Consider the following 13809-nt stretch of genomic DNA (forward strand, 5'->3'; position numbering starts at 1 on the left):
CAGGATCAAACTCTACATTGTATAATTGACTTTTATCTTCAACCCTCAACGGACGTAAAGCCCGAAGGGTCTGTTCCTTTGCCGGAACGCCTTATCCCATAGCAACGGGCCGCCGGAACCGCGGAACTTGCCGCAGGCCTTTGGCCCACATCGGATAGCCTGAATGACCAAGGGCCAACAGGCAAACCTGAATGCTACTCTCTCCTCGTCTCTGTATCTCAGTTTCTCAAAGAACTCTTTCTTTTGGTGCTCATCAGGTTGTTCCCTGAAAGCGGATGCAAAGGTATGACGTTTTTCGCAATCCACCAAACGATTCTGCAAAAAAGTTTCAAAACAGGATAAATTTTTCTTAATTATTGACAAAACAAGGCCCATATTACACAAAAAGGCACTATCTTTGTATGTTGCATACCCGCTGGCAAACCGTAAGCTAACGTTGCTTGGACAATGCCTGCAGAACGACGCAGAGAGCCCGGACGCGACAGGCGGCAGAAAAGCAGCGTTGAGGTATGCAACCCATACAATAATATATAACAGGAAAAAAGCCAGACCAAGCATGCGGCGGAGGCACAGCAACAGCAACCAAAGCAAGGCTAAAGCAAAACCCAAAACAACGACTGACTATGGGAACAGAGTATATACTACGCATTTCGGTAGCCGCCATACTTGGCGGAATAATTGGCTTGGAAAGAAACTACCGCGCCAAGGAAGCCGGGTTCAGAACCCACTTCCTGGTTGCATTGGGCAGTTCGCTCTTCATGATAATATCGCAATACGGGCTGGCGTTTGACATGACAGAGGCCAGCGACATATCGTTTGACCCCTCACGCATAGCATCGCAGGTGGTAACGGGCATAGGGTTTATAGGAGCCGGCACAATAATACTACAGAAACATGTGGTGAGAGGGCTCACCACGGCTGCCGGCCTGTGGGTTACCTCGGCCATTGGCCTGGCCTGCGGTTCGGGGATGTACGCCCTGGCCGCAGCCGCGACAGTGTTCGTGCTGATATGCCTGGAGATACTAAGCGTGATGCTCGACCGCTTTGGAACAAGGAACATGTCGCTCACATTCACAGCCCCCGACCGGCAAAGCATAAGCCACACCATAGGCAAACTGAAGAAAGACCGGGTGAGAATATACAACTACAGCATAAAAGAACAACATTCGCCGGAGGGAAACAAATATAAAGTGTCGATGGAAATAAAAGTGAAACGAACACAATACGAGAGCAAGATGGCCGAATTTCTGAACGAATATGACGGCGTAAGCATCGAGAGCATTGAATGAGAGCCACAGGCAGCCATGGCAAGGCGTGCCACCACCGGCAACAAACGGGCAACCACCACACGGCACAGGCAACCGGAAGCAAGAGCCAAAGGCCTCGGAAAACTTTTTACAGGCAGGCGTTTGCCGGGAAGCGAACGCCCATGCAGGGTCACAGAATGCACCATATTGGCACTTGAAACGGGCAGTATTGCAGCGCAAAACGAGCCGTTTCGGAACGCAAAACGGGCCGAGCCGCAACCCTCTGACATACAATCCGTTATGCAACGACGCAGACGTGGCAATAAAAAATTACAATGCCGACACTTCCACAACATCCAATCCGGCAAACCGCACAACATGCCAAGAAAACCGACATACACAAAAACATAACCCAGCTGACGGCACATCCGACTGCGGCCACCACAAAACATTCTACTTAATTAGCTGATTTGTTTTGGCGGTATGGCATATTTATGTTATCTTTGCATGAATGAAACCGCGCACGGCAACGCGCAAACAGGCAGGCTGGAAGCCCATTCGCAACACCTGACACATAAGGCCGGCCCAGCCAGGCTGCCACGGCCAAGCAAACCAGACGCCCGCCTTGCATAGGCAAAAGGCAAGCAAGGCCAAGACAGAGACGCGCAACAAGGCAGCCTCGACATACCGACGCCGGGCCGCCAAGGCTAATGCGGCGCTGGCAAATAAAGGGCAAGGCCCAGAAGACAACCAGAAACAGACATACAGCAGGACACAACAACAGACAACATATTATGGACATTACAGAGAGATTTTTAAACTACACAAAATTCGACACGCAGTCGGCCGAGGACAGCCAGAGCGTGCCGAGCACCAAAAAGCAACTGGCTTTTGCCGAATACCTGATGAAAGAGCTCAAAGCCGAAGGCCTTGACGACGTGGAGATGGACGACAACGGCTATGTTTACGCCACGCTCAAGTCGAACGTCAAGGGCGAAGTGCCAACAATAGGCTTCATCAGCCACTACGACACAAGCCCCGACTGCAGCGGCAAGGACATCAAGGCCCGCATAGTGAAAAACTACGACGGCAGCGACATCACGCTGTCGGATGGCATCGTCTCGTCGCCGAAGAAATTCCCCGAACTGCTCAACCATGTAGGCGAAGACCTCATCGTCACCGACGGTCACACCCTGCTCGGGGCCGACGACAAGGCCGGCATAGCCGAGATTGTGCAGGCCATGTGCTACATGCGCGACCACAAGGAGATAAGGCACGGCAACATACGCATTGCGTTCAACCCTGACGAAGAGATAGGCATGGGCGCCCACCACTTCGACGTGGACAAGTTTGGGTGTGAATGGGCCTACACCATGGACGGCGGAGACCTCGGAGAGCTGGAATATGAAAACTTCAACGCCGCCTCGGCCAAGGTGAACATCAAAGGCGTGAGCGTACACCCGGGCTACGCCAAGGGCAAGATGGTCAACGCGGCAAGGCTTGCAGCCGAGTTTGCCTCGATGCTGCCGGCTGACGAGACCCCCGAGACAACCGAGGGCTACCAAGGCTTCTACCACCTGATAGGCATGAATGCCAACATAGAAGGCGCCACACTGTCGTATATAATACGCGACCACGACCGCAAGAAGTTTGAAGACCGCAAGGACTTCATAGAAGACTGCGCCCGCAAGATGAACGAAAAGTACGGTGAAGGCACGTGCGTGGCTGAGGTGAAAGACCAGTATTACAACATGAAGGAGAAGATAGACCCCAACATGCACGTAATAGACATTGTGCTGAAGGCCATGCAGGAATGCGGCGTGCCACCCCGCGTGCAGCCCATCCGTGGCGGCACCGACGGTGCGCAGCTCAGCTTCAAAGGCCTGCCCTGCCCCAACATCTTCGCTGGAGGAGTCAATTTCCACGGTCCTTACGAATTCGTAAGCATACAGGTAATGGAAAAGGCAATGTCCATCATAATCAAGATATGCCAGCTCTCGGCCGAGTATAACGACTGATAAACACCGGCAGCGGCCATGCCTGCGGGGCAGGCCGCTGCCGGACATTATGTGCGCCACAGTGCCCGCAGGGCCATCCCACAAGCAATGGGACTCTTTGCCGAATGGCTTTCGAGGGCACGGCAAACTTACATGTAGACGTCGAGCACGCCTCCGGCCATTATGTCGGAATGGCGCAAGACATACCGAAGGTGAGCCTTGCCATTGAGTCTCATCGCCTTTATCCTGTGGCCATGGCAGCCCTTGCGGTGCACCCTCACCTCGAATGTGCGCCCGGAAGCCAGCCTTATAGCCACTCTGTCGAACAGTGGCGACCCTATTGAATACTCACCCGACACGGGATTGACCGGATAGAAACCCATCGACGAGAACACAAACCATGAAGACATCTCGCCACAATCGTCGTTGCCGGCATATCCCGACGACGAATTGTTGTACAGCTCCGTACATATCTTATGCACAAGGTCTTGCGTCTTTTGTGGTTTGCCTGCATAATTGTAAAGGTAGGCAACGTGGTGGCTCGGCTCATTGCCGTGGACATACTGGCCTATGAAGCCGCTCGCATTGTCGTTCTTTGCCCCGCTGCTCTCGGTTAGTGAGAAAAAGGCGTCGAGCCTGTCGACAAACTTCCTGCGGCCACCGAGCAGCTCTATCAGCGCAGGTACATCATGAGGCACATACCACAGATACTGCCATGCATTGCCCTCTGTGTAAGGGTTGCCGCCGTTGGCGCCATAGCGCAGGGGGTCGAAAGGCTCAACCCACCTGCCGTCGGACGTTCGCCCACGGAAGAAACCGCTGCCGGCATCATAGAGGTTGGCAAAACTACGGCTGCGGATGGCAAAATGCCTGGCCACGCTATCGCTTTCAAGCCTCGACGCCAGCTGCGCCACACACCAGTCGTCGAACGACTGCTCGAGGGTGATGCTAACCGACTGCGACTGCAAATCCTCGGGCATATAACCGTATTCCTCCCAAACATCGAATGGCGAACCGGGATGGACAGTGGTGGCAGACGCCACACAGGCCCTCAGCGCACGCTCGGGGTCGATGCCACCTATGCCCTTGAGCACAGCATCAGCCACTACAGGAATGGCATGGTTGCCTATCATGCAATAATTGTCTTGCCCCCACAGCGACCATATCGGCAAATAACCGTAAGAGTCAAAGTGGGCAAGCATGCTGTTTACAAAGGCCGCATCCATCTCGGGGGCAATGATGGTGTAAAGCGGATGGGCCGCCCTGAACGTATCCCACAGCGAGAATGTTGTGTAATACTGCTGCCCGTGGGGCATCTTCTGCGTCGAATAGTCGGTAGAAGTGTATTCGCCGTTGATGTCGCTGATAACGTTTGGCTGAATCATCGTGTGGTACAAGGCAGTATAAAACTTCTGCATCTCTGTGCTGTCGCCCTTCACCTCGATGCGCCCCAGCATGCCATCCCACACCGCGTCGGCCCGGCGGACAAAGCCGTCGAAATCCCATCCGGGCGCCTCGTGCGCCATGTTGGCACGCGCATTGGCCAGGCTTGTGGTCGAAAGCCCTACCTTTACCACGACACAGTCGCTCCCGTCAGGGTCGAAATCCACCCATGCCTTAAGGTTGTTGCCATTGGCCACGGCAGCCCGCCCGTAGTCACGGTCGGCCGAGAGCAAAGAGCACGATGCCATGGGCCGCGACAGTTCGATGTGGAAATACACCCGGCGCAGCTTTGCCCAGCCCGTCATGACACGGTAACCCTCGATGGTCTGCGGCCCGGTGACACGCAGTTGCGACTGTATGATGCGCCTGTCCCAACTGCCTTTGGGCGCCGAGTGGTCAAGGTCTATATATAAACGCTGCCTACACCCTTTAGGATAAGTGTAGCGATGTATGCCCGTACGGGGCGTAGCCGTGAGCTCGGCAAGTATTCCCCCGTCTAATTCAAGTGAGTAATATCCCGGCGAGGCCTTCTCCTTAGAGTGGTCAAGGGCCGACCATACGCTGCTGTCGACAGACGGCATGAGCAGCAAGTCTATCAAATCGCATGCCCCTGTTCCGCTCAGCCGAGTATGGCTGAAGCCGCAAGTGTGTGTGTCGTTGTAGTCATACCCCGACGCCTTGTCCCAATCTGGGGCAGCTTGAGTGTCCGGGCTGAGCTGCACCATGCCAAAAGGCACCGTTGCCCCGGGGTAACAGTTGCCCGACAGAGAGTTCTCCACAGCCCCGGTGCCTATGGACGGGTTGACGTAAGCAGTGTATTTGCCGCAATATGCCGACAATGCGACAGCCAAAGACAGCAATGTGGTGATGTGTTTCATTTGTCAATAATCTGAGTTAGAACGGTATTTTCCATAAGAAAGCAGAGGCCAGTCGTCTGTACGGAAAGGGCATGCTGGCAACCCGGCCCCGTTGTACAGCGTCACTTCCGGATTGTCTTGCCATAGATAGCGCACAGCCACAGGCATGCTCACTCCGTCGGCCCATACCTCCACCAGGCCTGCGTCACCGTCGACGATGCGCGCTTCGGCATTGTACCACACGTGGTCAGGCCCCGCAACGGTGAATCCGGATATGCGCCCACCCCTCTGCACAAGGCCTCCGGCCACATCAGAAAATTCAACCATCACCCTGCTGTCGCCTATGATATGGTTCATATATCGCGGTCCGGTAAACACACAGTCGTGCCCATATATGTTGGCAAGTGCTATAAGCAATAGCCGCCTTGCCACTTCCTGCTTATTTGGATAGTGTACGTCGTTGCCCAAGCCCACATCGATGGCCGACGCCATGCCCGTGGCCGGCAGTCGGAGCGCCATGTCCTGAGCCTCACGCAACTCGGCCCACAGTGCCTCGACAGGCTCATTGCGCCTCTCGTGGAAGTTGGCCAGCTGCACAAAGTAGAAAGGTAGCCGGTCGGCATGCCATTTTCGGCGCCAGTCGCGTATGAGCATCGTAAACAAATCGCGGTACTGCCACCCACGAAGTTCGTTTTGCTCGCCCTGATACCACAACACTCCGCGCATTGCCATAGGCACCAACGGACTAATCATGCCGTTGTAAAGAGCTGCAGGCGAATTGCGCCAAGGCATATAAGCCGCACGGTCTATGCTGTCGCGACAGTCGGGCATCAGGCGTAGAGTCTCGGCAGAAATCCACGATTCGATGTTGCTGCCTCCCCACGTCGCATCAATCACGCCCACAGGCACTCCTTCCTTTGCAGAGATCTCGCGCGCAAAGAAATAGGCAATGGCCGAAAACTCAGGCAGCGTCGACGGCCCGCAGACCTGCCACGTGGGCGAGTTTGTTACCAACCGGGCAGAAGGCACGACCGAAGCAACCTTGTGCACCTGCAGTAAACGAATGCCGGGATGAACCGAATTGGCAAGTTCTTCGTCGGCGTTGAGCACCGATGTCCAGCCTTTCACGGGATATTCCATGTTGGACTGACCCGAACAAAGCCACACTTCACCGGCCATCACGCCATTGATAACAACCTTCTTGCCGTCGCTGACCGTTATGGAATGAGGGCCACCGGCCTTAGGCGTACGCACAGTAGCCATCCATCTACCGTTTGGTCCGGCCTTGGCCGTAACCACCTTGCCGCTCCATGAACAGCTGACAGTGACCGCCTTGCCCGGCTTGGCCGTTCCCCATATCGGGGCGTCGGCATTCTGCTGAATCACCATGTTGTCTGAAAACAGCGGCGACAGCTTTGGCACGGCATGCGCACCGAGGCCAAACGACAGTAACAAAAGTAAAATATGTCTCATCATCATTATGGTATGTATTTGTAAAAAAGAGCCTATCGTAACGCCAAACGCCAGAAACGCAAAACAGCCAAGACCGTTCAGCGCTCTACAACGACATTCCGCCTGATACGAATGTCATCTGACGCCGCTCCGATTTGAATTTCAAACTCACCCGGTTCGACCACTTCCTGCATGTCGGCATTGTAAAACGCCAGTTCGGAAACAGGCAGGGTCAAGGTAAACGTGGCGCTCTTGCCTCTGCCCACCAGTTTCTTTGCGAAAGCCTTGAGCTGCTGCTTGGGGGTTGCAACCGAACTGACCTTGTCGTGAACATACAGCTGAACCACCTCCTTGCCGTCCATTTTGCCCGTATTCCTCACCGTCACCTCAACCGTCAAAGTGTCGCCCGACCTCAAGACCGAGTCGCTCATGACACACTTTTCATACTCAAACGTAGTGTAACTCAACCCGGCCCCGAAGTTCCAAAGCGGCTCCGGCTTGTCGAAAACATAGTGACCCTTAGGCTCTTCGGGCGAACCGGGCTGGTCGAAAGGTTCCTCCCTGTCGGTGGCATAGTGATTGTAGAAGCACGGTGTGTTGCCTGTTGAACGCGGGAAAGACACATTGAGCTTTCCTGAAGGGTTGACACGGCCAAACAAAATGTCGGCCATCGAACGCCCCTGCTGCTCTCCGGCGTACCACTGAACCAACAACGCATCGGCATTTTCCTTCACCCATGGCATGGCCAAAGGCTTGCCGGAAATGAAAACAACTATCATCGGCTTGCCGACAGCGGCAACCGCCTCAAGCAACTGCTGCTGCACACCCGGCAATTCGAGCGAAGACAGGTCGAAGCCCTCACCTGCAGTCGAATACTTTGGCCCACGTCCCAGATACGTACTGCGCGTGCCAATGGCCACAATAGCCACATCACTGTTGCGAACAGCATCGACCGCTTCACTGATGTGAGTCGTATCGCGGCTCCACCAGTCACAACCCTCGGCGTGATTAATGGCAACCTCGTCGCCCACCAATTCACTTATGCCCTGCAACAGGCCAACCCCTTCGTCCGTGTCAGGGCCCGTCCATGCATAATCGCCATACAGAGCTTGCGAGCTGTTAGGGCCTACAACAGCTATAGAACGGTATTTCCGTGTGTCAAGAGGCAGTATGCCACCTTTGTTTTCAAGCAGCACCGCACTCTCGTCGGCCACTTCCTTTGCCAAGGCAACCTTGCCGGCATTGCGCACAATGCCTACAACAGAAGCCGTATCGACCGTAGAACCGTCAAACAGTCCGAGCGCAAACTTAACCCTGAGCACGCGACGCACTGCCTCATCAATGCACTCGAGAGGTATCTGTCCGTCTTCGACCTGCCGCTCAAGCGTCTCATACGACGAATCGACATTAACGTCGATACCTGCCAGGAGTGCCATCCGCGCAGCCTCCTCACGCGTAGCCACCGCATGGTGGAACGTCATCAGGCGCTCCACCGACCCCCAATCAGAATAAACATATCCGTCGAATCCCAACTCGCCCCGCAATATGTCGGTCATGTAACGGCGCGAGCCCGACACCGGCACTCCGTCGTAAGCACTGTAACAACTCATCACTGCCATGGGCGAAGTCTCACGTATCACCCGCCTGAAAGGATAGAGATAGAGGTTGTACAAATCGCGTTCTCCACCAGCGACCGAAGCACAATTAAGGCCTCCCGACGGGCTCCCGTGGGCCACGAAGTGCTTCGGCATGCAGGCAATACCACGGCTTTGGTAGCCTTTGACGAAAGCAATGCCCATCTCGGCGATGAGGAACGGGTCTTCACCATAAGTTTCTTCGATGCGGCCCCATCGCAGTTCGCGTGCAATGTCAAGCACTGGCGACAGCACCTGCCTTATGCCAATGGCAGACGCCTCCTCGCCCGCAGCGGCGGTCATGCGTTCAACCAAGCCTGGATTGAACGTGCTTCCCTGTGCCAAGGCATGCGGGAACAGCGTGCATCCGTTCTGCACTATACCTTGAATGCCTTCCGCACAAGCAAGCACCGGTATGCCCAACCTGGTGTGTGACCGCATGTATTCATGCAGCTTGGCATACATCACAGCGCAGTCGTAGGCCGACATTCCCATCTCATGTGTTGTTCCATAACTCTGCCCAGAGAAGATTCCGTCAATTTGGTCAGCCTTCCCCGAGGCTCGGTTCTGCAACTGCAACACTTTCTCATGAAGCGTCATTCGCCCCAATAGATCGTCCACCCTTTGATCAACCGGCGCAGACTTGTCCTTGTACAAAGGTTCGGCTTGTCGGGCTGAGGCACCGACAGCGATGGCACCAGCGGCAAGGAACATCACCAGCAACCTAACATTAAAATATCGTTCCATCTGTTTTCTGATATCATGTCACATGTAAAGCACGACAATAAGCCTGTCATTTGAACACTTTCCTGACGCTGTTGCCCTGCTTCAAGACATACAAGCGCCTTGCACCCTGTGTCGGGCTGCCGACCGCAGAGTCGGGCATTCGCCGTCCGAGAAGGTCGAAGGCCGTGGCCCCGCCTTCGTCCGACGGCCTTGAAAGCTCGACTATTCCGTCTGGATGACCTTTCTTTTCAATTCGGTAAATACGCGCATCGCACACAGGCACATTGTAACTGATGCCTTCCTGCGACGGATGCAGGACCTCGCCAGTCCACAGTTCCTTGACCTCACCAACGTCTGAAGGGTCTACGCCAATGTCGGCAAAGCTAACAATGCCGATGTTTGGCACCAGTATCTGGTAATTGAAAACAGCCAGGTAAACGTATTGCTCGTTTTCGTACATCATGAGCGATTCCGCCCCGACAGCCGTCGAGGCATTGCCATACACAGGCCGGAACGACTTGCACGTACGTGGAATTGCATTGATGTCTTCGTTTGTAAGAAGCTTAAGGGCACGTTCTCTCGACGCCTGATAATAGTTCGGCCGCTCTTTTCCGCTGCCATCGTGCAGCGTTACGTTCGGACTGAAGTTGTCGCCGGTGAGAAACGCACCAACGATAGCGCCCGACGTAATGCGCGCACGGTTGGCATTCTCGCCTTGGATGCCGCCGGCCTCCTGACGCAATGCCATGACCATGTGGTCAGGGTCGTTGGCCACGTAAAGCTGATTGACCCACCAGCCGTACGAAGCGTTGTTCATCACATACTTGGTATGGTCGATTGTTCCCCACGCGTCGCACGAAATGCGCCGCCCGTGGGCATATTGGTATGGGAACACCGGCGATATGCTAAGGTCGATATATATTCCGTCGCCAGCCTGCTTGAGCAAGAAAGCCATGCCTTCGTTGTATGCCTGCACCCCCGTGTGGCAATCTTTGTTGTACCACGAATCGGCCTCGATAGCGCCGTCCGACATGAAATCGCACTTAAGATACTCTATGCCCCACTGCTTAAACTTCATCATGTCGCTGACGATGAACTGCTTTGTACCTACATGGGTGGGGTCGAGACAGTATGCCCCGTCAACAACCTTAAACCGGCCATGCACTTTCAGGGCAATGTCACGGAAGCGGTACTTGTTGTTTGTGCCCGGCACGTAACTGTTCAAGTCGCCAAACCGACAGAACGAACCGTAATAAAGCCCGGGTATCATATTGTTTTGCTTGCAGTAATCAACGAACTGCCGCACTTGGTCTACAGTCAGATTGTCGTTCCACCATGCGTCGAGGCTCATCACGACCTTGCCTTGCCTGTCGTGGAAACCACGGCTTACGAGATTGTCGCGTATGAAGTCGGCACAGTCGATGACCCCTTGGTATGATATGTCGGTAGACTGCACTCCCCACGAACTCCAGCCGTAAGGGGCGCCACCGGCCCACTCACGCTTTGGCGCCACCATGGTGCAAGCCTTTCCAAACGCCTCCATGCCGTCACGCCAGTCGTCAAACCAACCCACGACAAAGCGCGCCGAGCTCACCGTGTCGGCTACTATCGTGCCATGGGGCATCACCCCTTGCTCGCTCAATATAGAGTCGTGGGTATGCTCGTCGGTATATCCGGAAATAAGGGCAAAGCCGTTTACCTTGTCATAATCGGAACACTCCACGTGGACGGCGCTCTTCCACAGGTCGTGGTCTACGGCCCCGGCTACCAGGCCCTCGCGCGTATCGGCATTGTAGATGGCCGTGACGGAATAAGAGTTTGTCTCGCCCAGCAACGGGTTTGAACCGTAACGTATGAACCCATCGTTGTCCCATGGGACAAAAAGCACACGGTTTTGCCGTCCGGAAGGCATGAAGCCAGCCGTATCGCAACTCTTCATCGGCACGGCATAGTTGCTCTCAACGGTTCCGTTGCCAGTCACTTCCAACGATGTGACGAAGTATGGCAGCCCGTCGTAGAACGCGAATGTCTGAACGAGCTCCGTTCCCGACGGCATGGTGTAAGTAATCCTGTAGCAGCTGCCCTCACCGAAGCAGTCGTCCACACTGTAGCGCCCGAAGCCAACGGTCGACGCTTCATACGAGCGCACAGTGTCTGCCCCGACCTTGGCTTCGGCATATACGCCGTCGAAGATGGGGCGCCCGGAATAGCCCACGGACAGCCTCTTGGTAGCCTCGTTGTATTTTATCGCCCAGTTTCCGCCAGTAAAATCTGCCGCCACGGCGCACGCCACCCAAAGGCAACAGGCTGCTATAGATAAACGTCTTTTCATATTTTCTTGAATCTAAACACTTTAACATCCTTTCCAGGCACCTCAACCACATCGTCGATGCCAACCTTGGCGTGGCTCCACAGTTCCTCGACGTCATAACCGGCGCCACGGTCGAGCTGCATCAGGCCGCGGTCGAAGCGGTACACCCGCTTGTCGTCGCCGTAATTGAACACGGCAAGATAAACATCGCCGTTGTCCTCATGTCTCACAAACACACTTTCCGACTGCTCGTTGTCGCCCACCAGCGGCCTGAAAGAACGCCCTGTAGCCATACGGTTGATGTCGGCGTTGGTAAGCAGCCGGCGCGCACGCGATATGGCCATGCTGTCGGCCGAGAAGTCGTCGCCCATAATAAACAGGCCCGTGATGGCGCTCGATGTGATGCGGGCACGGTTCTCGCCCTCGGTGGCATCGCGCAGCACCACATGGTCGGCGTCGTTATACTGATAAACGCGGTCAATCCACCAACCGTACGAAAGGGCGTTCATCGTATACTCAGTGTCCTTTATCTTGTTCCATGCATCGCAGGCTATGCGGCGGCTTTGGGCATACTGCGCGGGGAATATCGGCGAGATGCTCAGGTTGAGATACATGTCTGAGAAAATGCTGTCGAGCAGATGCATGCCGTAGTTGTAGGCTTCCGTGCCGGTGGTTATGCTCCGGTCGTACCACCTGTCGGCCTCCATGCGCCCGTGGGTCATGAAGTCCATCTTGACATATTCATACCCGCACCTCTTGAACAGTTCGTGAGTCTGCTCCATCATGGCGCGGACGGCGGGGTGAGTGGGGTCGATGGCGTAGGCCCCGTCGAGCTCCTGGGGCTGTCCGTTGGCATAGATGTACAGGTCTTTATACTTATACTGCCCCACCCCCGGCACCAGGCCCTCGGGGTTCTTGCCCCAGTCTGTGAACGGAGTCCAATAGATGCACGGCACCTGGTTGTTGCGCCTGCAACGGTCGGCGAAGTCTTTCAGTTCCTCTTCAGAGAAACTGTTCCATCCTGAGTCGAGCCCTATGTACAGCACACCGTCGGCGTTTGTGAACGAACGGTTCTGCAGTTCCTCGGCAAAGAAGTCGGATATGCGCGACGAGTTGGCGTGATTCACCTTGAAGGCCAGGGCGCCCCACGAGTTCCATCCCACAGGCATCGACTTGTCCCACTTGCGCGGGTGAGCCACAACGGCATTGGCCGAGGCAAACCGCTCCATGCCCTCGCGCCAATCGCTGTATACACCTATCATCATGCGCGCCGACGTTACAGAGCGCCCGCTCAACATGCCGTGTGGCAGCCGGTCGCGCGTCAGTGCGTCGGCCACGCCGCTGTAGGCCCTCAACGTCTTAGCGCTGTTGGTCATGTCTACTGCATTTTTCCACCGGTCATGGTCGATGGCGCCTATCACTATGCCCCTGCGGCTGCCGGCGTCATAGATGGATGTCACCTCATACGAGCGCATGGTGTCTGCCGAGAGCGGCCGTGAGGCGAAGCGTATCCAGGCATCGTTGTCGAAGGGGATGAAGAGCATGCGCCTGCCTTCGCCGCATATCAGCGAGTCGGTGCGCTCCATCACCACCGGAGCCATGTAGTTGGTGCTTACCCCACTGTCGGAAGCCACGCTGATGTCGGTGAGCAAATAGTCGTAATAAAGATAGAAAGTCTGCGTCAGCACGGGCAAAGCGGGGTCGGTGTAGGTTATCGTCCACTTCTTGCCTTTGCCAAAACCGTCTTTTATCCGCTCTTCTTTGAAAGAGTGCTTGCCGTAGGCCTGGGTGTTGACCAGGCGGTCGCCCAGTTTGTACTCTGCCGTCATTCCACGCACCACCCAAGTGTTGCCATGGCGGATGTCGACGCCTTTGTCGAAGGCGAGCTTCCAGTCTTCTTCTGTCACATTGGCTCCCCTGCCACAGCCTGCCAAGGCCATGGACGCCAACAGCGCAATCGTTGATATTCTTATCACATTCATTCTGAAATAGATGTTTTAGTGGTTTTGCACACAAAGTTAAGAAAAACGCCATGCAATCACGGTGAACATACGTACCATTATATATAAACTTTGTCGAAATAAAACCCCATTTTTACGTATTTTGCACTACTTGAAACAAATGCCACCGGCTGCAGCGGCC

At 55.1% G+C, this 13809-nt stretch carries 7 protein-coding genes; 2 read left to right on the plus strand and 5 right to left on the minus strand.

Going from position 1 to position 13809, the window contains the following annotated elements:
- The first annotated feature begins 623 nt into the window (after positions 1–623).
- Both H6B30_RS04060 and pepT read left to right on the plus strand, forming a co-directional pair.
- On the plus strand, positions 624–1289 hold the full coding sequence (locus H6B30_RS04060) for an MgtC/SapB family protein (RefSeq protein WP_205108196.1): 666 nt from the start codon (positions 624–626) through the stop codon (positions 1287–1289).
- Between the two features lie 752 nt (positions 1290–2041).
- Positions 2042–3265, plus strand: a complete 1224-nt coding sequence (pepT, locus tag H6B30_RS04065; RefSeq protein WP_205108198.1) for a peptidase T — start codon at positions 2042–2044, stop codon at positions 3263–3265.
- Positions 3266–3393: 128 nt separating this feature from the next.
- Here the strand turns inward: pepT and H6B30_RS04070 are convergent, their stop codons facing one another.
- From H6B30_RS04070 to H6B30_RS04090, 5 genes are all read right to left on the minus strand, one after another.
- Positions 3394–5565, minus strand: coding sequence for a GH92 family glycosyl hydrolase (locus H6B30_RS04070; protein ID WP_205108200.1), 2172 nt, complete (start codon positions 5563–5565; stop codon positions 3394–3396).
- 3 nt (positions 5566–5568) lie between these two features.
- On the minus strand, positions 5569–7023 hold the full coding sequence (locus H6B30_RS04075; protein ID WP_239483539.1) for a sialate O-acetylesterase: 1455 nt from the start codon (positions 7021–7023) through the stop codon (positions 5569–5571).
- A gap of 71 nt (positions 7024–7094) precedes the next feature.
- On the minus strand, positions 7095–9344 hold the full coding sequence (locus tag H6B30_RS04080; RefSeq protein WP_239483588.1) for a glycoside hydrolase family 3 N-terminal domain-containing protein: 2250 nt from the start codon (positions 9342–9344) through the stop codon (positions 7095–7097).
- 79 nt (positions 9345–9423) lie between these two features.
- Positions 9424–11688, minus strand: coding sequence for an alpha-galactosidase (locus tag H6B30_RS04085; protein ID WP_205108204.1), 2265 nt, complete (start codon positions 11686–11688; stop codon positions 9424–9426).
- A complete protein-coding gene (locus H6B30_RS04090; protein ID WP_205108205.1) occupies positions 11685–13649 on the minus strand; it encodes an alpha-galactosidase in 1965 nt (654 codons plus the stop codon). Before H6B30_RS04090 ends, H6B30_RS04085 begins: the two co-directional genes overlap by 4 nt.
- Positions 13650–13809 lie beyond the last annotated feature (160 nt).

It is taken from the genome of Marseilla massiliensis (assembly GCF_016899955.1).
GTDB lineage: Bacteria > Bacteroidota > Bacteroidia > Bacteroidales > Bacteroidaceae > Prevotella > Prevotella intestinigallinarum.

What these genes read in the sequence shown, in the direction of transcription:
- H6B30_RS04060 (WP_205108196.1), top strand. Translation starts at nt 624, where the DNA reads ATGGGAACAGAGTATATACTACGCATTTCGGTAGCCGCCATACTTGGC.
- pepT (WP_205108198.1), top strand. Translation starts at nt 2,042, where the DNA reads ATGGACATTACAGAGAGATTTTTAAACTACACAAAATTCGACACGCAG.
- H6B30_RS04070 (WP_205108200.1), bottom strand. Translation starts at nt 5,565, where the DNA reads ATGAAACACATCACCACATTGCTGTCTTTGGCTGTCGCATTGTCGGCA.
- H6B30_RS04075 (WP_239483539.1), bottom strand. Translation starts at nt 7,023, where the DNA reads ATGATGATGAGACATATTTTACTTTTGTTACTGTCGTTTGGCCTCGGT.
- H6B30_RS04080 (WP_239483588.1), bottom strand. Translation starts at nt 9,344, where the DNA reads ATGTTCCTTGCCGCTGGTGCCATCGCTGTCGGTGCCTCAGCCCGACAA.
- H6B30_RS04085 (WP_205108204.1), bottom strand. Translation starts at nt 11,688, where the DNA reads ATGAAAAGACGTTTATCTATAGCAGCCTGTTGCCTTTGGGTGGCGTGC.
- H6B30_RS04090 (WP_205108205.1), bottom strand. Translation starts at nt 13,649, where the DNA reads ATGAATGTGATAAGAATATCAACGATTGCGCTGTTGGCGTCCATGGCC.